Origin of the sequence: Achromobacter sp. SIMBA_011, from assembly GCF_046535435.1 — a bacterium.
Classification (GTDB): domain Bacteria; phylum Pseudomonadota; class Gammaproteobacteria; order Burkholderiales; family Burkholderiaceae_B; genus Achromobacter; species Achromobacter dolens.
Genome location: NZ_JAWRWN010000001.1, coordinates 437,805 through 459,649, shown reverse-complemented (window position 1 = coordinate 459,649; position 21,845 = coordinate 437,805). Strand labels below are relative to the sequence as shown.

The following is a 21,845-nucleotide window of genomic DNA, read 5'->3' as shown; positions in this document are numbered from 1 at the left end:
GCATGGGCGATTGCGATCGCTACCCACTCCTATTTCGCAAGGAAAGACAGGCATGTATGAACAGTTGGCGCTGTATATCGACGGCGAATTCGTCGCCGGCGAGGGCAGGCGCACCCAGGACGTCATCAACCCGGCCACGCTGGAAGTGCTCGGCCAGCTGCCTCACGCCACCGAAGCGGATCTGGACCGTGCGCTAGCCGCCGCCCAGCGCGCGTTCGAATCCTGGAAGAAGTCTTCTCCCATGGATCGTTCGGCCATCCTGCGCAAGGTCGCCACCCTGTCGCGCGAGCGCGCCAAGGAAATCGGCCGCAACATGACGCTGGACCAGGGCAAGCCGCTGGCCGAGGCCATCGGCGAAGTCACCTCCTGCGCCGAACACGCCGACTGGCACGCCGAGGAATGCCGCCGCATCTACGGCCGCGTGATCCCGCCGCGCAACCCGGACGTGCGCCAGATCGTGGTGCGCGAGCCGATCGGCGTCTGCGCCGCCTTCACGCCCTGGAACTTCCCCTACAACCAGGCCATCCGCAAGATCGCCGCCGCTCTCGGCGCCGGCTGCACGGTGGTGCTGAAGGGTCCGGAAGACTCGCCCAGCGCCGTCATGGCGATCGCCCGCATGTTCCACGACGCCGGCCTGCCCAAGGGCTGCCTGAACATCGTCTGGGGCGAACCGGCCAAGATTTCCGACTACCTGATTCGTTCGCCGATCGTGCGCAAGGTGTCGTTCACCGGTTCCGTGCCGGTGGGCAAGCAGTTGGCGGCGCTGGCCGGCGCGCACATGAAGCGCGTCACCATGGAACTGGGCGGCCACTCGCCGGTGCTGGTGTTCGACGACGCCGACATCGACCGCGCCGCCACCATGCTGGCCAAGTTCAAGGTGCGCAACGCCGGCCAGGTGTGCGTCTCGCCGACCCGTTTCTACGTCCAGAACGGCGCCTACGAGCAATTCCTGGCGCGTTTCTCCGACGTGCTCAAGAACATCAAGGTCGGCGACGGCCTGGAAGCCGGGACCGACATGGGCCCGCTGGCGCACGAGCGCCGCGTGCCCGCCATGAGCGCCTTCATCGACGACGCCAAGAAGCATGGCGGCAAGGTGGTCGTCGGCGGCGGCCCGCTGGACCGCAAGGGCTTCTTCTTCGCCCCCACCGTGGTGACCGACCTGCCCGACAACTCCATGCTGATGACCGAGGAACCCTTCGGCCCGGTGGCGCCGGTGGTCCGCTTCACCGACACCGATGAAGTGCTGGCGCGCGCCAACAGCCTGCCGTTCGGCCTGTCTTCCTACGTCTTCACCAATTCGCTGCAGACCGCCACCAAGGTCTCCAACGGCCTGGAAGCCGGCATGGTCAACATCAACCATTTCGGCAGCGCGCTGGCCGAGACGCCGTTCGGCGGCATCAAGGACAGCGGCATCGGCAGCGAAGGCGGACTGGAAACGTTCGACGGCTACCTGGTCACCAAGTTCATCACGCACATCTGATCGCTATTGTTCGCGACAAGGCCCGCGCAAGCGGGCCTTTTTCATTGCTGCGCCGCACGCCACTCGCGCGGCGACACGCCGAAGCGGCGCCTGAACAGGCGGCTGAAATGCGAGGGGTGGGCAAAGCCGGCCTGGTACGCCAGTTCGGCGATGCCGCGGTGACGCTGGGCCGGGTTCAGCAGCAGTTCGCGGCAGCGCTCCAGGCGCTGATCGAAGACGAAACTTTCCACCGAGAGGTCGCCCGCCTGGAAGATGCGGTGCAGGTAGGCCACCGACAGGCCGCAGCCCTGCGCCACCCGCTGCGGCGACAGCGCCGGGTCGGCCAGGTGCTGGCGGATGTAGGCCATGGCGCGCTGGCGATGCGCCATGGTCACGCTGCTGTCGGCTTGCGACGCATGCCCCTGCCCCGGCTGCACCAGGAACAGCACGATCAGGTCGATCAGCCGTTCGCCCAGTTCGGCCGCTTCCGCCGGCGACCAACCGTCCAGCCCCTTGAAAAGGTGGTCCATGTAGCTGGCCAGCATCGCGCCGCGTGGCGACCCGTCGTCGACGCGCAGCTTGTAGAAGGGACCGATGCGCGAATCGCGCTGAGACAGCGCGCTGCGCGGGAACGACACGCTCAGGCTGCGGTAGCCGTCGGCGCCAAGCGCGGTGGCCTGGTACGGCAGGCTCTGGTTCATCAGGTAGACGCAGCCGGGCTCGACCTGGAATTCGCGGCCCTGCTGCACCACGGCCAGCGGCCCGGCCAGAGGCAGACCGAAGGTGTAGAACTCCTGGTCCAGCCGCGAGGCATTGCCGGGCGTGCGCTCGATCCTCTGTCCCTGATAGTGCAGGTCGTTGAACTGCAGGCTGGCGCGCCGCACATAGCGCACGTGGCCGGCGAATTGGCCGGCCTGGCCATGGTGCACCTCGAACGGCCCGAAGGCATCCGACAGGGCCGCGCGCCATTGCTCGTACCGCTCGGCGCCAGCAACGGCCGAAGTGGCGAATTCCGTGTCGGGCATGGCGCGGTCTCCTGGTTCGCGGGGTCGCCGGGGGCTCGTGACCCTGCGTCTACATATTCTTGACTCACCCTGCCGCGGGCGGTCCGGCGCATTGTGGCCGCGCCTGGCGCAAGTCTATAGTCAGCGCCACAAGCATACAACCTGGACAACCCGGGAGGAGACGCATGGCCAACGCGCCCGCACAGGCCGCTCGCCACACGCCGGCTTCGCGCTATCTGCGCTGCGAAGGCCGCGAGCTGCATTACACCGAATGGGGCCGTCCGGACGCCCCCGCGCTCATCATGTGGCACGGCCTGGCCCGGACCGGCCGCGACTTCGACGAACTGGCGCAGGCGCTGGCCGGCGACTACCGCATCCTCTGCCCCGACACGATCGGCCGTGGGCTGTCGCAATGGAGCCCCGATCCGGTGGCCGAGTACCGGCTGGATTTCTACGCCCGGCTGGCGCGCGCCCTGCTCGACGGCCTGGGGCTGGGCCGGGTGCGCTGGGTCGGCACCTCGATGGGCGGCGCCACCGGCATGTACGCCGCCGCCAGCACGCTCAAGGACCGCATCACACACCTGGTGGTCAACGACATCGGGCCGTCGCTGCCGCAGCCGGCCATCGACCGCATCATGGCCTATGCCGGCAACCCGCCGGCCTTCGACACCGTCACCGAACTGGAATCCTGGCTGCGCGCCGCCTACAAGCCGTATGGCTGGCAGAGCGACGAGCAATGGCGCCGCATGGCCGAGACCTCGGTGCGCCGCCTGCCCGACGGCCGGGTCACGGCGCACTACGATCCGGCCATCGTCGGGCAGTTCCAGCATCATCCGGCGGACTACGAGCGCTGGACCGAATACGACACGCTGCGCATGCCGCTGCTGCTGCTGCGCGGCGCCGATTCCGACCTGCTGCTGCCCGAGGTGGCCGAGGCCATGACCCGCCGCGGCCCGCGCGCGCGGCGCATCGATTTTCCGGATTGCGGCCACGCGCCAGCGCTGAACGTCGCGCCGCAGATCGAGGCCGTCCGCCAATTTCTCGCCACGCCGGCCGCCGACGCAGCCGCCGGCGCCTACTAGGACCAAGGAGACTCCCATGAAACGCATCCTGCTCGCCGCGCTGGCCGGCCTGTGCCTGAGTTCGGCCGCCATGGCAAAGGACTTCGTCGTGGCGCACGTCTACGACAAGACCGGGCCGCTGGAGGCCTACGCCAAGCAGACCCACAACGGCCTGATGCTGGGCCTGGAATACGCCACGCAAGGCACCATGACGGTGGCCGGGCGCAAGATCCGCGTGATCGAGAAGGACAACCAGGGCAAGCCCGACGTCGCCCGCGCCCAGCTCGCCTCGGCCTACGCCGACGACAATGCCGACATCGCGGTGGGCCCGACCTCGTCGGGCGTGGCGCTGGCCATGCTGCCGATCGCCGAGGAGTACGAGAAGATCCTGCTGGTGGAACCGGCGGTAGCCGATTCGATCACCGGCGACAAGTGGAACAAGTACATCTTCCGCACCGGCCGCAATTCATCGCAGGACGCCATCGCCAACGCCGTCGCCTTCGACCAGCCGGACACGTCTATTGCCATGCTGGCGCAGGACTATGCGTTCGGCCGCGACGGCGTCAAGGCCTTCAAGGGCGCGCTCAAGCAGGCCAGGATCGTGCATGAGGAATACCTGCCGGCCAACGCCACCGATTTCACGGCGGGCGCGCAACGCCTGTTCGATGCGCTCAAGGACAAGCCGGGCCGCAAGATCATCTTCATCCTGTGGGCCGGCGCCGGCAATCCGTTCAAGATCGCCGATCTCGACCCCAAGCGCTTCGGCATCGAGATCGCCACCGGCGGCAACACGCTGGCCGCGATGACGCCGCTCAAGTCGCTGGCCGGCATGGAAGGCGCAACCTATTACTACTACGGCATCCCCAAGAATCCGATCAACGACTGGCTGGTGGCCGAGCACCAGAAGCGCTACGGCCAGCCGCCGGACTTCTTCACCGCCGGGGGCATGTCGGCCGCCATCGCCATCGTGACGGCGCTGAACAAGAGCGCCGGCAAGAGCGACACCGACACGCTCATCAAGACGATGGAAGGCATGAGCTTCGACACGCCCAAGGGCAAGATGACCTTCCGCCCGGAAGACCACCAGGCCATGCAGTCGATGTACCACTTCCGCATCAAGAACGATGCCTCGGTGCCGTGGGCGGTGCAGGATCTGGTCAAGGAAATCACGCCCGACCAGATGGCGGTGCCGATCCAGAACAAACGCTGAGCCCTGCCCTTCATGCTGGAAACCCAATCGCTCACGATCCGCTTCGGCGGCCATGTGGCCGTCAACGCGGTGAGCTGCCGCTTCGCGCCGGGCAGCCTGACGGCCATCGTCGGGCCCAACGGCGCGGGCAAGACCACCTATTTCAACCTGATCTCGGGACAACTGCGCGCCAGCGCCGGCTCGGTGCGCCTGAATGGCCGCGACCTGACCGGGCTGTCGGCGCCGGCGCGCATGCATGCCGGCCTGGGGCGCGCCTTCCAGTTGACACAGCTTTTCCCGCGCCTGTCGGTGCGCGAGAACGTGCGGCTGGCGTTGCAGTCGCGCCAGCAGGGCCTGGGCTGGCGGCAGATCCGCTTCTGGCGCACCTGGGACGATGATCGGACGCTGCTGACGCGCGCCGACGCGCTGCTCGAACGCACCCGCCTGACGGCCCGCCGCGACCAGGCCGCGGCCGACCTGCCGCACGGCGACCAGCGCAAACTCGAGATCGCCATGCTGATCGCGCTGGAGCCGCAGGTGTTCATGTTCGACGAGCCCACCGCCGGCATGAGCGTGGACGATGTGCCCGTGGTGCTGGACCTGATTCGCGAGATCAAGGCCGACGCCTCCAAGACGATCCTGCTGGTGGAACACAAGATGGACGTGGTGCGCGAACTGGCGGACCGCATCGTGGTGCTGCACAACGGCGAATTGATGGCCGACGGCGAGCCCGCCGAGGTGATCGCCTCGCCGATCGTGCAGCAGGCCTACCTGGGCGCCGCCCTGCCGGAGAAGACGACATGAGCGGCGCCACCTTGCTGGAACTGAAGGACGTGCACACGCACATCGGCGCGTATCACATCCTGCACGGCGTGGATCTGTCGGTGCCGGCCGCCGGCGTCACCATGCTGCTGGGCCGCAACGGCGCCGGCAAGACCACCACGCTGCGCACCATCATGGGCCTGTGGAAGGCGACGCAAGGCCACATCGGCTTTGACGGCGCCGCGGTCGGCGGCCCGGGCGTGCGCACCTCGCCGCCCGACATGGCGCGCCAGGGCATCGCCTACGTACCGGAGAACATGGGCATCTTCGCCGACCTGTCGGTCAAAGAGAACATCCTGCTGGCCGCGCGCCAGGCGCGCAGCGCCGCGCAGTTGGACACCGCGCGGCTGGAATGGATCTTCGGCTTCTTTCCCGCGCTCAGGAAATTCTGGCTGTACCCCGCCGGCAAGCTGTCGGGCGGCCAGAAGCAGATGCTGGCCGTGGCGCGCGCCATCATCGAACCGCGCCGCCTGCTGCTGGTCGACGAGCCCAGCAAGGGCCTGGCGCCCGCCATCATCCAGAACATGATCGACGCCTTCATGGAACTCAAGCAGGCCTCCACCACCATCCTGCTGGTGGAGCAGAACTTCAACTTCGCGCGCCAGGTGGGCGACCACGTCGCGGTCATGGACAACGGCCGGGTGGTGCACGCCGGCGGCATGGCCGAACTGGCGCAGGACGACGCGTTGCAGACCCGGCTACTGGGCCTGTCGCTGGGAGCGCATCAGTGAGCGCCGCAGATATCGATACACCCCTGCCGCAGACCCGCGCCGACCTGCGCCCGGTGCTGCTGGTGCTGGCGCTGGCCGCCATCGCGCTGCCGCTGGTGGGTTCATTCTCGACCTGGGTGACGCTGACCTTCGCCGGGCTGGCGATGGGCATGATCATCTTCATCGTCGCCTCGGGCATGACATTGGTGTTCGGCCTGATGGACGTGCTGAACTTCGGCCACGGACTGTTCATCGCCATCGGCGCCTACATGGCTGCCACGGTCCTCGGCGCGATGTCCGACTGGACCCAGTCCGGCAGCCTGTGGCTGAACCTGGCCGCGGTGCTGCCCGCCCTGATCGTCGGCATGCTGGTGGCCGGCGCGGTGGGCGTGGCATTCGAGCGCGTGATCGTGCGGCCGGTCTATGGCCAGCACCTCAAGCAGATCCTCATCACCATGGGCGGCATGATCATCGGCGAAGAGATCATCAAGATGCTGTGGGGCCCGCAGACGCTGTCGCTGCCTCTGCCCGAGGCGTTGCGCGGCGCGCTGCTGGTCGGCGATGCGGCCATCGAGAAATTCCGCATCGTCGCGCTGGTGGTGGGCCTGGCGGTGCTGGGCGGCATGCTGTGGCTGCTGAATCGCACCAAGCTCGGCCTGCTGATCCGCGCCGGCGTCGAAGACCGCGAGATGGTCGAAAGCCTGGGCTACCGCATCCGCCATCTGTTCGTCGGCGTGTTCGTGGCCGGCTCGATGCTGGCCGGCCTGGGCGGCGTGCTGTGGGGGCTGTACCAGCAGTCCATCGTGCCGCAACTGGGCGCGCAGGTGAACGTACTGATCTTCATCGTCATCATGATTGGCGGCCTGGGGTCGACGGTGGGCTGCCTGATCGGCGCGCTGCTGGTGGGGCTGATGGCCAATTACACGGGCTTCCTGATACCCAAGGCCGCGCTGTTCTCGAACATCGCGCTGATGGTCGCCATCCTCCTGTGGCGACCGCAGGGCGTGTACCCGGTCACGAATCGCTAGGAATCGCACTCATGTCCTTCCGCCTGCTTTCCGGCGACCCGCCGCGCAGCGCGCTGCTGGCGGTCATGCTGGTCGCCATCGTCATCGCGCTGGCCGCCGCGCCGTTTCTGTTTCCCGGCCCCAAGTCGCTGGCCGTGGCGGCCAAGATCCTGGTGTTCGTGATCCTGGTGGCCAGCTATGACCTGCTGCTGGGCTACACCGGCATCGTCAGCTTCGCCCACACCATGTTCTTCGGCATCGGCGCCTATGGCGTGGCGATCGCCAGCCTGCGCCTGGACGCCAACTGGCTGTCGGTGCTGGCGGGGACGGCCGCGGGACTGGCCGTGTCGCTGGTGTTCGCGCTGGTGATCGGGCTGGCCAGCCTGCGCGTGCGCGCCATCTTCTACGCCATGATCACGCTGGCGGTCGCGGCGGCGTTCCAGACGCTGGTGTCACAGCTATCCGACCTGACCGGCGGCGAGGACGGCCTGAACTTCAAGGTGCCGCAGATGCTGCGCCCGGCCTACCGGCCATTCGCCGAGCCGCTGTTCGGCGTGACCATCGACGGCCGCATCATCACCTACTACCTGATCGCCGCCGTCTGCGTGGCGCTGTTCCTGATGCTGCTGCGCATCGTCAATTCGCCGTTCGGCCGGGTGCTGCAGGCGATACGCGAGAATCCGTTCCGCGCCGAGGCCATCGGCTACCGCACGGTGCTGTACCGCAGCCTGTCGAACCTGCTGGCGGCGGCCTTCGCCACGCTGGCCGGCGCGCTATATGCGCTATGGCTGCGCTACAACGGCCCAGACACCTCGCTGTCGTTCGAGATCATGCTCAACATCCTGCTGATGGTGGTGATCGGCGGCATGGGCACGATGTACGGCGCGGTAATCGGCGCCAGCCTGTTCGTGTTCGCGCAGAGCTATCTGCAGGACGGACTGCACGTGATCCATGACGCCGTCGCCGGCGTGGCGCCGCTGGCGCTGCTGTTCGAGCCGGATCGCTGGCTGCTGTGGCTGGGCATCCTGTTCGTGCTGTCGGTGTACTACTTCCCGACCGGGATAGCCGGGCGCTTGCGTGAGCTGGCGCGGCGGCGCTGATTGCCGGACAGGAATGCGGTGTGGCGCCAGTCACACCGCATCCCGCGCGCGTCACTTCACGCGGCTGCGCAGGTCATCCACGCTGCGCTTGACCTCGTCGATGCGGCGTTGCAGGTCCTCGACCTTGCGGCCGCCGGAATCGTTGGCGCTGCCCAGTTGCGACACGCTGCGCGACAGCTTGTCCAACTCGTTTTTCTGGCTGTCCACCTGCCGTGACAGCTTGTCCAGTTCGCCCTTCTGGCTGTCGCTGCTGCGGCCGCCGTCGCCCTGTCGGCGTTCCAGGTTGGCGATCTTCTGCGCCTGCTCCTCGATCTTGCGATTGAGCGCATCATTGCTGGCGCGCAACTGCTCCAACGCCTTGCCCTGATCGGCGACACGCTGCACCAGATTCTCCAGATCGCGCACGGTCATGCCGGCGCGCACCCGGCTGTCGTTGCCGACGACCACCAGGCTGTCGTCCCAGGGACGGGAAATGACCTGGTCCTTCAACACCGCCTGGGCCGAGGCGGCAAAGGCCGCCGAGCCTGTGGCGACCAGTAGCGCCAACCGCAACAACGCGACTTTCGAGACCGTGACACGCATATGCCTGACTCCTGATGGGGACGCTGTCCAGGCGCGGCTCGCGCCAGGTGGCCAGTTATATCAGGCCGATCGCGGTCCGATCGCGGCGCGCATTCGACAGTTGCTTCGGCGGGTTTCAAAGGACGGCGCCGCGCGGCGCCAGGCGGACAGAACGCCTAGCGCCCGCCCTGCCGCATCGTGTCGGCATCGCGCCGCAGATCATTGACCCGACGCTGCATCGTGTCCACGCTGCGCTGCGCGGCGCCGCCCAGTTGCGAGCCCGACGGCGTCGGCGCGAGCGGCGCCATGTTCATCGGCGCGCCGTTGTTCAGGGGGATCATCGCCGGCGGATAGGGGTCGACCGTGGCCGGCTTCTGCGTCAAGAGGCGCTCCAGCACCTGCAGTTGGTCGCGCTGCGCCTGCAACGCGCGTTCGTTATCCAGCACGGCCTGCTCGCCTTCATCGTCAGTGCCGAAAATGGCGGCGTGATCGAGCGACAGGCCATCCAGGCGCACGCGCGGGTCGGGGCCGGCGTTCAGGAGGCTGCGGCCGAGCGCGGCGGGGTCGGACGTGGGCATCACAACGCCGGCCGGCCCTGCCGGCGCGGCGCCCCCGGCGTCCATGGCGCCGGCCGGCGGTTGGCCTTGCGCCAGCGCGGATGCGGCGGCCAGGCCGCTCACAGCCAGCCACCCGAGCGCAAGCCCCTTCCTGAAACCTCGCATGATGTCTTCGTTCCCCGAGGGCACGCGGCGCGGCGTTCAGCGCCCGCCCGTTCATCCGTGCCGCGGGTAGTTTAACTTTCCGGCCGGCCGCGGACCACGCGCGGCCTCAGGCGGCGCATGTATCGAGCTTGTTGGCCATTTCGTCGAACGTGTCCATCAAGCGTCTGGTCTTCGCCAAGCCATGCTTGGCGCGGTAGGTGGCGGCCAGGCCCAGGAACCGCTCCGTGGTGCTCCGCGGGTCGACGAAGGCGAGGTACATGGCCATCTGTTCGCCGGTCAGTTGGTATGGGCGCACCATCGCGATCAGGCATTCGCAATCGACCACGACGATGTCGGCATCCGGATCGCGCGGCGGCTTCGCGGGAGCGGGCTGCGCCGTCGACCCCACGGGGGTCATCGCCGGGGTGGTGCACCAGTTCCGCAATGCATCCGTGCCGTCGCGGCCGGCGGCTGAAACAGCCAGAATACCGCGGCTGCGTGCGCCGATACCGAGATCCCCAGCGCCACGGGCCGCAGCCAGCCTCGCGCATACGCATGCTGTTGGACGCTCTCTATCGCCATGGCCGCCTCGACGCTGCGTGTAGACAGGCACAGGTATATCAAGCATCCGGATACAGTCCATTTCCCGCACGGCGATATTTGCTGCAACCGGTTTCATTGGCACTGGCCGCGGCGACATTCAGAACCCCACGCGGTCCTCGGCGGCCAGGGGCGCGCCCAGGTCGCGTTCGTCCATCTCCCAGATCAGGAGACGCGGCGGACTCTGCTTCCAGGCGGGACTCTTGAAGTACGACTGCGCCGCGCCGCCGAACTTGCCGCCGTCGCGGGCGAAGTTGCCGACCGCCACGCCGAGGTCCCGTGACAATTGCGGCAGGAACTCCGAGGTGCGCGAGAACGAGGTGCCCACCAGCGCCAGCGACGGCAAGGCGCTGTCGCCGAACAGGTCGTCGGCATCGCCGGCCGACGCGGCGGCCTCCGGCGTGTAGGTATGCAGCTCGACCACTTCGGCGCGCGGCTGCCAGGCCAGCGGCAGCCAATCGACCCCGGCCAGCCGCACCAGGTCGCCAGGCCGTGGCGCGGGAGGCTGGGCAGTGACGCGCCAGCGCTGCGGCGCCTGCAGCGCGACGCCGCTGGCGCGCACCTGCTCGGCGACGGCGCGCGCGGCGGCGCCGGCGCCGGCCTCGGTCCAGTGCGAGTCGTTGCGGTAATAGGCGTCCTGCGGCACGCCGCGCAGCGCGGCGCTCAGATCGACCGTCGCCACGCCCTGCGCGCGCAGCACGCCGACCCAGCTCGACAGCCGGTCCTCGAAGCCCGCCGAACGGTGCAGGCCGCACAGGCGCGCGGACTCGATGCGGCTCTTGTCCGGCACCACGGCCACCAGCAGCCGGATGCCGCGGGCAGCCAGCGCGTCGCGCAGCGACACGACGATGCGGGCCCGCTCGGCCTGGTTCTCGCGCGCGGCGGGATGGGGCTGCAGTTCATCGCCCAGGAACAGCCAACCGTCGCAGCCCCGCCGCACGCGCGGGCCCAGGTCGCCCAGCGTCAGCCAGCCCAGGCCACGTTGCAGGCGCGCGGCCTCGCTGCTGAATGTCATGTCGGCCAGGCGCAACGACAGGTCGTGCGTGACGCCGCCATCCAGCACGCGCGGCAGCGAGGTGTCGTCCGGCAGCACGTCGTGGTCCACGCTCCACCAGATGTTGCTGAGCATGGCGCCGGCCATGAAGAGCACCAGCGCCACGCCGGCGAGCTGGCTGGCGCGGCGGTTGGCCACGGAGGCATGGGCTATGGGCGGCGGGGCCGGGGTATCGTGATGGGCGCTCATCGTCTCCGGCCTCAGAATTGGAAGTAGAGGAAAGGCACGGCGCCGCGCGCCGCGATCAGCGCGTAGGCCAGCAGGAAGCCGGCCACCGGCCACACCGCGCTCCAGGCCGTGCGCAACATGCCGGCCGGCCGCGCCGACCACCACGGCTGCCAGGCGGGCAGGATGACGCACATGATGCCCAGCGCGGCGGCCAGCCAGTGGGTCGGCCGCAGCACATACAACATCGAATCGCCCAGGCCGATGCCATTCAGGCCGAACTGGCCCCGATACATGGCCAGCGCGGCATGAAAGTCGACCGCGCGGAAGATGGTCCAGGCCAGCATCACGAACAACAGTGTGGCGACGCGCGACAGCCAGCCCGGCAGCGCCGGCAGGCCATTGCCGCTCCAGGCGCGCGCCACGGCCAGCGCGGCGCCATGCGCCAGGCCCCACAGCAGGAAGTTCCAGCTCTCGCCGCCATGCCAGAGACCGGCGATGCCCATGGTCAGCAGCAGGTTGCGATAGGTCTTCCACACGCCCAGGCGATTGCCGCCCATGGGAATGTACAGGTAGTCGCGGATCCAGCTCGACAGCGACAGGTGCCAGCGCCGCCAGAAGTCCTGGATGCTGCGCGCCAGGTAGGGGTTGTTGAAGTTCTCCGGCAGGTGAAAGCCCATCATCAGGCCCAGGCCGATGGCCATCGCGCTGTAGCCGGCGAAGTCGAAGAACAGTTGCAGGGTGTAGGCGCCGCAGCCGATCCAGGCGTCGGCCAACGAGGGCGTACGCAGGGCGAAGGCGGCATCGACCACGGGCGCCAGCGTATCGGCCACCAGCACCTTCATGCTCATGCCGATCATGAAGCGGCGCGCCCCCAGGCAGAAATTGCGCCAATCCATGGTCCGATGGGCGATCTCCTTCTCGACCCAGGCCCAGCGGATGATGGGGCCGGCGATCAACTGGCCGAACATGGCCTTGTAGGCGGCGAAGTCGATGAAGTTGCGTTCGGCGCGCACGTCCTGGCGATAGACGTCCACCAGGTAGGAGATGGCCTGCAGCACGAAGAAGGACAGGCCCGCCGGCAGCGCCACCCGCTCCCAGGCCAGCGGCACGGCGCCCGCCATGGCGGCGACGTCGTTGAACGTCGACACCAGGATGTTGGCGTACTTGTACCAGCACAGCGCCGCCACATTGGCCGTCAACAGCAGGGTCAGGAGCACCTTGCGGCGATGGCCGGCGCGCAACTGCTCCAGCATCAGGCCGCCGGCCCATGCCACGACGGTGACCGCGACCAGCAGCAACAGGTAGATTGGCTTGAGCCAGCTATAGAAAATCCAGCTACCGACCAGCAGCACGAAATTGCGCGCGGGCTGCGGCGTCAGCGCGTAGACGACGAGGAACAGCGGCAGGAACAGCGTCAGGAATTCGAGGGACGCGAAGACCATGGCGGAGGGTGGCCGGAGATATTGTTATCGAAGCGGGGGCCGCGCCCCCGCCGTTAGGGGCCGGATCAGCGGGCCGTCTGGTCCGGCGCGTGCAGCAGGCGGGGACCCTGCGCCGACGGCAGCAGGAACACGGTGTGGCGTTCGCCGGCCTGCAGCGCGCCCAGATCCAGCTCCGGCCCCGCGGGCTGGCCCCCGCAACTGGCTCGCACCTTCAGGGACACGGGATTGACCAGTCGCCGCGCGGCGCCGCCATCGGCCACGTGCTCGAACATCGCCAGGTTGCGCGGCACGGCCAGCAGGCCGGCGTCGGCGCATGACGGATCGAGGTTGTAGAACCCCACCGAGACCTTGAGCGCGTTGAAGTCCTCGGGCTGCTCGCGCACGATGCGCGCCTGCAGGCCGTCCTTGCCGGGCAGGCCGACCACCGAGGCGAATTCGCCGGGCTGCACCGAAATGGCCACCTCCTGCTTGCGGCCGCCGCTTTCGAGCAGGCCCTGCATCTTCGCGCCCGCCTTGACCGGCATGAAATCCGACGCGGGATGGGCGGCGTCGAGCTGGATGCGCGCCTGCGATCCCTTGGCGCTCACCGCCATCGGCTCGGCGCCGCCGTTGACGAAGCGCACGAACGACGCGTCCTCGGCCGGGCCGGTGTCATAGAGCTGGATCTGCGCCGCGCCGGCAACGCCGGCGGCCAGGGCGAACGACAGGGCGGCCAGGCCGCGCGACAGGAGGATGCTCATCCGTTGTCCTTTGGAAGCGGGGATCGCGCGCGTCATTTCTTCTGCAGCGCCTTGACCTGCGGCAGCTCGCCCAATTGCTTGGCAATGGCGTCGCCCCAGGCCTTGTAGCCGGTGTTGGTGTAGTGCTGGCCGTCGGTGGTGGGCCACTGGCCGGGCGTCGAGAACTGGGTCGAATCGATGTACGCGCAGGGCGCCACGTTGCTGCCCAGGAAGGCCGACACCTGCTTGACCCGCGCGAAATTCTTGTTGTATTTGCCGCCCTCGGTGCCCCAGCTGGGACCGATCCAGACGCAGGCCGTGCCGGTGCCCGAGATGGCCTTGGTCAATGCGGTCGTCTGCTGCCAGGCCCAGGTCTTGGGAAAGGATGGATTGGTGTAGCCGGCCATGGTGTCGCCGAGCACGATCACCACCAGGTTGGGCTTTTTGGCCGCGATCAGGTCGGTGACCGGGGTGGTGCGGGCATCCTTGCCCTTGAGCACGATCTGGCCGTCGTTGAGGCGCTCGGCGCCGCCGCAGGTGCTGGGCGTGGTCTTGAGCCAGTCACCGGCATTGCTGCCGCACACGCCGATGGTCTGCACCACCGCGCCCTGCTTGACCAGGTCGTCCTGCAGGGTCGTGATCAGGTAACCGGGCGCGGCCAGATGGCTGTCGCCGATCAACAGGATGCTCATTCCGGCAAAAAGAGAGGTCAGCATGGCAATACTCCTTGATGAGACGTCCCTAGCGGGCGTACGGCGACTGATAGGGATTGACCGGCAGGTCCAGCGGACGCGTCTGCGGATAGAACGCGTAGCGCAGATAGAGCCCGCCCACGTATTGGCGGTAATCGGTGGCGTTGTCCATGGCCATGGTGCCGCCCAGGAACAGATTGGGCGACAACTGGTACTCGCCCGCCGCCGCCAGGTTGTAGCCCACGCCGGTGCGCGACTGCCCTTCGTAGGTCGCCGGGGCGCCATAGACGGCGCGGTTCGCCGCGTTGGCCGCCGCCTGCATGCCGCCGCTGGTCGGGAAATAGTCGGCGCCGTCTTCCTTGAAATGGCGCAGGCCGACCGAACCTTGCAGCTTGTAGGTGAAGCGGCCATCGCGCTGCGCCCAGGTCACGGGGACGCTCAGCGCGTAGAACTGCTGCGGGCTGAAATAGCCGCCGTGGCCGTAGGTGAAGAAGCGCTGGTTGTTGTCGTAGAAGATGGCGCCCAGGTTCAGGCCGGCCGTCAGCATGCGGTTGGTTTCGCGCGTCAGGTTCCAATAGATGCCGGTGCCGACCTCGGTGCGGCTGTTGGACTCGACATTGTGGCCGTCCAGGCTGCGCCACGAACCGTAGGCGTAGACGCCGTAGTCCTTGTTGTCCATGCCGATCTGGCCGCCCACGCCGGTGGCCGTGACCGCGCCCCAGCGCTGGCCGGTGCGGTCGTCGCGCGCGCCGGCGAAGGACACCAGGCTGTCGGTCACCGCGCGGCGCGACAGGTCCACGCTGTACCAGGTGCCCGCGCCGCGGTCGATGGGGCCGTTCAGGCGCACGCCACCGACCACGTTCGAATACTCGAAGCCCAGCGGCGTGGTGCCGATGTCGGCGCTCAGGCCCTGCATGGTGTAGCCGACCGACAGGCCCACGCCCGAGTCGCGCTGCTTGCCGGCTCCGCCCACCAATCCCGCCTGCTGCGCCGTGGCCGCCACCGGGCCGCCGCCAAAGCGGCTGTTGCTGGAATAGTCGTCGCCAAGGCGGCCAGCGTCCAGGGTCACTGGCGTCGCGCGCAGCGAGATCTTGCCATCGCCCGCCGGAATCAGGGCCTCGATGGGCGCGTCGATCTCGGTCATCTTGCTCATGCCGGCTTCACCGTTGTTTGACCGGACGAAGCCGCCCACGCGGACCTCGGCGCTGCGCTCCTGCATGACCTCGTCGAGTTCCCGTTGCAGGGTGGGCGACGCCGCGCCGCCGCCATAGGCCGCGGGCGGGTTGGCGGCCGCGCGCGAATCCTGCGCGCCGGCAATGACATAGGGCTCCTGACGCGACACCATGGGCGCGCCGTCATAGCTGGCGCCGTACCCTGCGGCATAGCCCGTGCCGTAGCCGGCGCCATAGGTGGGGACCTGCGGGTCGTTGAGGGCCTCTCCCATGACCTGCGTCACGCGGGTGGACCGCGAACGCTGGCCCGGCAGGCCGACGAAGGGGTTGCCGTCGGCATAGTTGGCGGGCGCCGCGCCGCTGGCCACCATGGTGCCGCCGCCGCGCGCCTGCTGGGCGGCGATGGCCTGCTGGTACAGCTCGGCGGCGCGCCCGGTCTTGCCGCGCGAACGGTAGATGCGCGCCGCGCCGGCCAGCACGTCGGGATCGTTCGGCGCCAGCGCCAGCGCCTTGTCCATCGAGGCTTCGGCCGAGCGCCAGTCATCGGCCTCGGCGGCGATGCCGGCGACGGCGATCTGCAACTGCGCGTTGTCGGGATCGCGCGCCTGCAGGCCACGATAGATGGCCAGGGCCTTGTCGCGGTCGCCGGCGGCGACATACATGCGCGCCAGCGCGCCCTGGGCCAGGGGATCGTCAGGCCGGCGCTTGAGCACCGGCTGCAGGATGTCGTAGGCAGCCACCAGGTCGCCGCGCTGGCGCATGGCCTCGGCCTGGCGCACGGTATACAGGCTGACCAGGTCCTGGAAACTGCGATGCTGGTCGGCGTCCATCGGCAGCTTCTGCACCTGGCGCAGCACGGCCGCGGTGCCGGCGTCATCGCCGCTCTTGAGCAGCACGCTGGCGTACGGGATCAACACATCCGGGCCGGCCGGCCGGCTTCCATCCACCAGCGGCCGCATCACGGCGAGCGCCTGCGGCGTGTCGCCCGCGTCGATATAGGCCTGGGCGATTGCGCCAAGCAACTCGGGATCGTTGCCCGCCGCGGCCTGCAAGCCAGCCAGGCGCTGGCGCGCCTGCGCCGCGTCGCCCGACTGCGCCAGGCGCGAGGCCTGGGCCGCCTGCTCGTGCACCCACACGTTGCGCTGAAAGCGCGTGATTTCCGGGGTGCGGCGGTTCTCCGGGATGCGCGCCAGGATGTCGTAGGCACGGCCCCATTCACCGCGCTCGGACGCGAACAGCGCGTTGGCGTGCAGCGCGTCGGCCGAGTCCGGTTGCACGCGCAACGTCTCGTCCATGATCTGTTGCGCGCGGACCGATTCACCGCTGCGCAACAGCAACCGCGCCAACTCGTAGGTGGTCCAGGGATTGCGCGGGTCCGTCCTGCGCGCGTCTTCCAGCATGCGACGCGCGCCGGCCGTGTCGCAGCGCTTTTCCGCCTCGCGCGCCTGGCCCGCCATGACGGCCGCGCGCAGGCGACTGACGTCGCCCGCCTGGCCCGCCGGCAGCGCATCGACCAGCCGCAGGGCTTCTTCGGCGCGGCCGGTCTGGGCCAGCACGTCGGCCAGGCCGCGCACCGCCTCGGGATCATTCTTGTGCCGGGCAAGCACGTAGCGATAGGTCTTCTCGGCGTTGGCCATGTCGCCGGCGCTGGCATAGGCCCGGCCGATGGCGTTGTAGGCGCCGGTGGCATTGCCGTCCAGCCGGATGGCCTGTTCGAGCAGCTTGCGCGCGCCGTCGCCGTCGCCCCGCTGGCGTGCCGCCTCGGCCTGGTCCAGCAGGTTCCAGTAGCGCACCCCCGCGAGGGCGCGGGTCCAGTTGCGCCCGGCACCGGGACGGGCCGCCGCGCGCGACAGCAGTTCCTGGGCCTCGGCGTTGCGGTCCTGCTGCATGCGCACCAGCCCCAGGCCGCCCAGTGCGTCCGGATCATTGGGGGTGGCGCGCAGCTTTTCCTGGAACGCGGCTTCGGCCGCGGCCAGGTCGCCGTTCTTCAACGCCGCGAAGCCGCGCGCCAGGCGCGCATCCTGGCGCCAGACCGGCGCCGGCGCGCCGCGTTTGGCCGACGGATTGTCGAGCACCGCGCGCACTTCCTTGTCGTCCGGATGCGCCGCCAGATAGGCCTCGAACAGCGGCTTCTCGCTGGCGTTCGGCGCGCCCAGCCAGATCAGGCCGGCGCGCCAGCTTTCGGTGGCGTCGGCGCCGACGTCCTTGCGTTGCGCCAACTGCGCCAGCATGCGCACGCCGTCGGCGCGCCGGTCTTCGTCGCGGATCAGGTGCTTGGCCAGGGCCAACTGGACGTTCGGATTGCCGGGCGTCTCGCGCGAGAGCCGCTGCAGGCCGGTGATGGCGCGCGACAGGCCTTTGTCCGAATAGCCGAGGAAACTGTAGTACTCGAGCGCGATCTCGCCCTGCGGCTCGCGGCCCTGCAGGGCCTGGTCGTAGGCCTGCATCGCCTTGTCGATCTCGCCCGAGGCCGCCAGCATGCGCGCGCGGTCGAGGTCGGCCGCGGCGGCGCCGCCGGCCAGGCCAATATCCTGCTGCAGGCGCTTGGTGAAGGTGCCGTTGGCGTTGAGCTGCTTGAGCCGGGTCAGGTAGCCCTGGGCATCGTCCAGGCGCTTTTCGCGCACCGCCGCCAGCCCAAGGCCGTACATCGCCTCCTGCTGCGAGGGATCGGACAGGAGCAGCTTTTCCCAGGCCTGCGCGGCGCGCTTGGAGTCGCCCTGGTTCTGCCAGTAGCGTCCCTGCTCCAGCAGCGAAGCGGTGGCGGCCGGTTGGGCCCAGCCACTCTGGTGCATCAGGGCGGCCAGAACGCCGATGGCCAGCTTGTGGCGGTTCAAGGACATTTCTTCTCCCACTCCAATGACACACGGCCGGTGGCACCGAACCGGTACCGCTGCTCGAACCAGCCCATCCCGAACAGGCTGAGTACGTAATCGTAATAAGGCGGCTGCTGAACCGCCAGCCGCGCAGGGGCCTGGCTGGCAGCCCAGGCCTCGCGCACGCGCCGCAACTGTCCCTGCAGCAGGTCATTCTGCCCGCGCGCCTGGAAATACGGCAACAGGGCGGCCGAGAAACCGAACGGCCCCTGGCCCTGGACTTGGCCGCTGTCCACGTCCACTGACTCGGGCGGCACGCCCGTGGCGCCGACGGCGGTGGCCATGCCTGACAGCGCAGCCAGTAGCGGCCGGGCGGCGGGATCTTCGGCCGGCGTCATGCCAGCCCACAGATACGTGCGGATCGCATCGTAGCTGCCCTTGGCGCCATGCGCCGGATCATTTTCGTAACGTCCCAGCGCCCCCCCCTCGCGAGACACATCGCGGTAGGCCACCCAGTCGGCCGCGTAGCCCTTGGGCGTGGTCGCCTGGATCACTCGCACCGTATTGTTGGCCACCTGGGTCCACGGCCCCTTCGCCGAGGCCTGCGCCAGCCGCCGCAGCACGGGAACCGGCAGGTAGCTCGGATTCAGGCGCCATAGGCCGGGCTGCGAAAAGCCCTCGGGCGCCGGCAACAGCATGCTGCCCAGGCCCGGTAATTGCGCCACTTCGCGCCCCTCGATCAAGGCCAGCAACGCCTGCGCGTCACGGGTGTAGGCCGGCTGGCGCCAGAGCCTGCCGGCCTCGAGCAAAGCATAAGCGAACCACAGGTCGGCGTCCGATGCCGCGTTGCTGTCGAGCACGCCCCAGGCGCCGTCGTCGCGCCGGCCCCAGGACCAGGCCGGCAGGCGCTGCGCGGCGTCGCCGCCGGCCAGGTTGGCCACGCTCCAGCGCCACAACCGCTCGAAGGTCTCGCGGTCATTGGCGACCAGGGCGAAGAACATGGCGTACGACTGTCCTTCAGAGGTGCTCATCTTGCGCGGCGTGCTTGCATCCACGACACGCCCGTCGGGCTGCACGAAATGTTTGACGAAGGCCGACCACTCCGGCCAGGCCACCGCCGTGCATACCGGCGCGGCCCGCGCCACGCCCGATGCCGCCAGGGCCAGGCCGAGCGCAAGCAGCGCCCGCCGGGCACGCTGGCGCCAGGCGGATCGGCGGCGAGCAGATCGGGCCGGATGCATCAGGCGTCCTTCTTGCGCAGGCGGCGTAACAGCGAGCGCAGCACGGCCAGCGCCACGGCGATGCCGACCAGCCAGAGCAGCCCCATCACCACCAGGCGCAGCAGGGTGTAGCCCGGCAACTGTGACGACACCCACCAGTCGATGCGCTTGAGCAAGGGCAACTGGCCCAGCGTATAGGTCTGGTCGCCGACCAGCGCGTCGATCTGCTTGCCGCGGATCACTGCCAGGCTGCCCTGTACGCTCTTGTCGAAGCCTTCGCCGCCGCGCAGCGCGGCCACGGCCGCGTCCAGCCCGTCGGGCTTGCTGCTGGCCAGCAACACCACGCTGCGCTTGGCGGCCAGCGGCGACTCGAAGCCGGCCACGATCGCGCTGACGCCTTCGCTGGTGTAGCTCATGGCCACGCGCGGCTCGCGGCGATCGAGACGCGGATCGGTATGGAACCAGTCGGTCACACGGTAGATCAGGTCCGACAGGCCGAAGTGCGCGCCCGACTCGTAGCTGCCCGGGATGTGGGGGGCCCAGGTCTTGAGCAGCGGATTGGCGGTGTCGCCCGCGATCACCAGCAGGTCCTTGCCGGCCTGCGCGCCGGCCTGCTGCGCCCGCGTCACGGTCACGCCGATGGCCGGATAGCCCGTGGCGTCTCCCAGGCGGCCCAGCACGTTCAGGTAGGCCGAATAGGCCGCCGCGCTGGCGCGGTCATCCAGCACCACGGCAGTTTCCGACAGGTCGGCCAGGCGCGTGAAGGGGAAGCCCGCCTGCGCGAATGCGCGCAGGTCCGGCATTTCGATGAAATGCGGATAGCCCGACAGGTCGATGGTCGACTCGGGTTCGATCATGCCGCGCACGTTGTCGATGATGATGTCGCGGCACTCGCCCTGCTTGACGTAGTCGTACATATAGCGGAACTGCAACTGGCCGTCCGACTTCAACAGGTCCAGCGGCACGTCCAACTGGGCGCGCATCGGCAGGCTCTCGTCGGGCAGCACCTCGGCGCGCAGCTTGTCGCCGCCCTCGATGCGCTCCAGCGCGAACAGCGGCATCGACTTGACGAACTCGCCGTTGACGCCGAACAGCAGCGAGGAATTGAGCGACGTCGGCTGCGGCGTATAGCGATAGCGCAGGTCGATCGGCACCTTCTTTTCCTGCCAGCCGAACAGGTCGGGCGGCACGCGCACGTCGATGCGGATGGTATCCGGGCTGAAGCCCGACACGTTCAGGCGCTTGGGGTCGATCAGGTCGCCGAAACGCACCGGACGGTCCGTTCGCAGCCAGCGCGGCGCGTCGTAGGGCTGGCGCGGCTTGACGTCGGCCAGGCGGGTGATGGCGGCCGATTGGCCGGCCAGCGTCTGGCTGCCCAGCGCCAGCGCGGCGGCTGCCTGCTTGAGGTCCTTGCCGTCGCGGCCCAGCACCAGCAGCAGCTTGCCTTCGGGATCGTTGGGGTTGGCGACGATGGCCAGCGTCGGACCGTTCACGGTGGCCTGGGTCAGCCCGGCGCTGGCCGCGCCCATCGCGAACACCACCGCATTGCCGCGGTTGGGCAACTGCGCCACCGAGGCCGGGAAATCCGAGCCGCGATAACCCGCCAGCCCGCCAAACCATGAAGACAGCGCCCCCGCGGCTTCCAGCGTGGCGTTGTCCGGCTCGGCCTGGAACACGAACGGCAGCACCAGCTTGCGCATGTCGCGGCGGTCGAAGAACGGCAGCGGCAGGTTGGCCAGCTCGTTGGGCAACGGCAGCGCGGCGGTGGCCAGGTCCAGCGTGCTCAGGTTGCTGATGTTGGCCCACAGGCTGGAATGCAGCGGATCCTCGCAATTCAGCGTGTAGTGGCCGATCAGTTGCAGGCGCAGATCGTTGTAGGGCGTGATCAGGTAGGGCGGGATCTCGATGGTCTGCCGCAGATTGCTGCCGGCCGTGTCGCGCGGCACGGCAATGGTGGCGGCCACCTCGTCGTTGACCAGCACGTTGATGTGCGACAGGTCGGGCAGCAGCGCGGGCGAATAGGCATAGCGCAGGTCGACCCGCGCGCCGGTCACCACGCGATCGTTGCGCACGCTGAAGTTCAGCGTGTTGCTGCCGTCCACGCCGCGCAGGTTGAGGGGATACTGCGCGCCGAGCTGCTTGAAGGTGTAGGTCTGGTCGGCCACGAACGGCGCCGGGGCCGGCGTGGCGGCAGGCACGGTGCCCGGCGCCTCGGCCGCGCTGGCCAGCAACGAGCAGCCGGCCAGCAACGCCAGCGAAAGGCGGCCCAGCGCATGCCCGGGGCGGCGCGGCGAACGGAACGGCGCCGCTTGCGCGATCGGCGGTTGGGTCGAACGGATTTTCTTATGCAT

18 protein-coding genes are annotated in these 21,845 nt (G+C 68.9%); 7 read left to right on the top strand and 11 right to left on the bottom strand.

Annotated features, from left to right (window positions below):
* Positions 1-52 precede the first annotated feature (52 nt).
* A complete protein-coding gene (locus SB816_RS02115) occupies positions 53-1,480 on the top strand; it encodes an NAD-dependent succinate-semialdehyde dehydrogenase (RefSeq protein WP_006389621.1) in 1,428 nt (475 codons plus the stop codon).
* Positions 1,481-1,521: 41 nt separating this feature from the next.
* On the opposite strand, the gene SB816_RS02110 is transcribed toward SB816_RS02115, so the two are convergent.
* The gene (locus SB816_RS02110; protein WP_054500243.1) at positions 1,522-2,484 is read right to left on the bottom strand and encodes a helix-turn-helix domain-containing protein; all 963 of its coding nucleotides are present in this window, start codon (positions 2,482-2,484) and stop codon (positions 1,522-1,524) included.
* Between the two features lie 164 nt (positions 2,485-2,648).
* On the opposite strand from SB816_RS02110, the gene SB816_RS02105 reads away from it, so the two are divergent.
* The 6 genes from SB816_RS02105 to SB816_RS02080 are packed head-to-tail and all read left to right on the top strand — an operon-like array spanning position 2,649 to position 8,352.
* Positions 2,649-3,545, top strand: coding sequence for an alpha/beta fold hydrolase (locus SB816_RS02105; RefSeq protein ID WP_144656140.1), 897 nt, complete (start codon positions 2,649-2,651; stop codon positions 3,543-3,545).
* A 16-nt stretch (positions 3,546-3,561) separates the two neighbouring features.
* Positions 3,562-4,734, top strand: coding sequence for a substrate-binding domain-containing protein (locus SB816_RS02100; RefSeq protein ID WP_049077246.1), 1,173 nt, complete (start codon positions 3,562-3,564; stop codon positions 4,732-4,734).
* 12 nt (positions 4,735-4,746) lie between these two features.
* The gene (locus SB816_RS02095; RefSeq protein ID WP_144656143.1) at positions 4,747-5,517 is read left to right on the top strand and encodes an ABC transporter ATP-binding protein; all 771 of its coding nucleotides are present in this window, start codon (positions 4,747-4,749) and stop codon (positions 5,515-5,517) included.
* Positions 5,514-6,266 carry an ABC transporter ATP-binding protein gene (locus tag SB816_RS02090; protein WP_054500239.1) on the top strand — a complete coding sequence of 251 codons (753 nt, stop codon included), beginning with the start codon at positions 5,514-5,516 and terminating at the stop codon, positions 6,264-6,266. The genes SB816_RS02095 and SB816_RS02090 overlap by 4 nt, the downstream gene beginning before the upstream one ends.
* Positions 6,263-7,273 carry a branched-chain amino acid ABC transporter permease gene (locus SB816_RS02085; RefSeq protein WP_144656146.1) on the top strand — a complete coding sequence of 337 codons (1,011 nt, stop codon included), beginning with the start codon at positions 6,263-6,265 and terminating at the stop codon, positions 7,271-7,273. Before SB816_RS02090 ends, SB816_RS02085 begins: the two co-directional genes overlap by 4 nt.
* Before the next feature lie 11 nt (positions 7,274-7,284).
* Positions 7,285-8,352 (top strand): branched-chain amino acid ABC transporter permease, encoded by a 1,068-nt coding sequence (locus SB816_RS02080; protein ID WP_054500237.1) that lies wholly within the window; start codon positions 7,285-7,287, stop codon positions 8,350-8,352.
* 51 nt (positions 8,353-8,403) lie between these two features.
* On the opposite strand, the gene SB816_RS02075 is transcribed toward SB816_RS02080, so the two are convergent.
* The 10 genes from SB816_RS02075 to bcsB all read right to left on the bottom strand — a co-directional run bounded on the left by SB816_RS02075 (position 8,404) and on the right by bcsB (position 21,845).
* The gene (locus SB816_RS02075; RefSeq protein ID WP_116791311.1) at positions 8,404-8,934 is read right to left on the bottom strand and encodes a hypothetical protein; all 531 of its coding nucleotides are present in this window, start codon (positions 8,932-8,934) and stop codon (positions 8,404-8,406) included.
* A 155-nt stretch (positions 8,935-9,089) separates the two neighbouring features.
* Entirely contained in the window at positions 9,090-9,635 is a 546-nt protein-coding gene (locus tag SB816_RS02070) for a hypothetical protein (protein WP_410546458.1), read from the bottom strand.
* A gap of 106 nt (positions 9,636-9,741) precedes the next feature.
* The gene (locus SB816_RS02065; protein WP_410546457.1) at positions 9,742-10,293 is read right to left on the bottom strand and encodes a hypothetical protein; all 552 of its coding nucleotides are present in this window, start codon (positions 10,291-10,293) and stop codon (positions 9,742-9,744) included.
* 21 nt (positions 10,294-10,314) lie between these two features.
* Positions 10,315-11,457, bottom strand: coding sequence for an alginate O-acetyltransferase AlgX-related protein (locus SB816_RS02060; RefSeq protein ID WP_410546456.1), 1,143 nt, complete (start codon positions 11,455-11,457; stop codon positions 10,315-10,317).
* Positions 11,458-11,468: 11 nt separating this feature from the next.
* Positions 11,469-12,878 (bottom strand): MBOAT family O-acyltransferase, encoded by a 1,410-nt coding sequence (locus tag SB816_RS02055; RefSeq protein ID WP_054500233.1) that lies wholly within the window; start codon positions 12,876-12,878, stop codon positions 11,469-11,471.
* Positions 12,879-12,943: 65 nt separating this feature from the next.
* On the bottom strand, positions 12,944-13,618 hold the full coding sequence (locus SB816_RS02050) for a cell division protein FtsQ (protein WP_054500232.1): 675 nt from the start codon (positions 13,616-13,618) through the stop codon (positions 12,944-12,946).
* A gap of 32 nt (positions 13,619-13,650) precedes the next feature.
* Entirely contained in the window at positions 13,651-14,313 is a 663-nt protein-coding gene (locus SB816_RS02045) for an SGNH/GDSL hydrolase family protein (RefSeq protein WP_081273406.1), read from the bottom strand.
* Positions 14,314-14,338: 25 nt separating this feature from the next.
* Positions 14,339-18,301 (bottom strand): cellulose synthase subunit BcsC-related outer membrane protein, encoded by a 3,963-nt coding sequence (locus SB816_RS02040; protein ID WP_410546455.1) that lies wholly within the window; start codon positions 18,299-18,301, stop codon positions 14,339-14,341.
* On the bottom strand, positions 18,292-19,515 hold the full coding sequence (gene bcsZ / locus SB816_RS02035) for a cellulose synthase complex periplasmic endoglucanase BcsZ (protein WP_410546454.1): 1,224 nt from the start codon (positions 19,513-19,515) through the stop codon (positions 18,292-18,294). The genes SB816_RS02040 and bcsZ overlap by 10 nt, the downstream gene beginning before the upstream one ends.
* The gene (gene bcsB / locus SB816_RS02030; protein ID WP_410546453.1) at positions 19,515-21,845 is read right to left on the bottom strand and encodes a cellulose biosynthesis cyclic di-GMP-binding regulatory protein BcsB; all 2,331 of its coding nucleotides are present in this window, start codon (positions 21,843-21,845) and stop codon (positions 19,515-19,517) included. Before bcsB ends, bcsZ begins: the two co-directional genes overlap by 1 nt.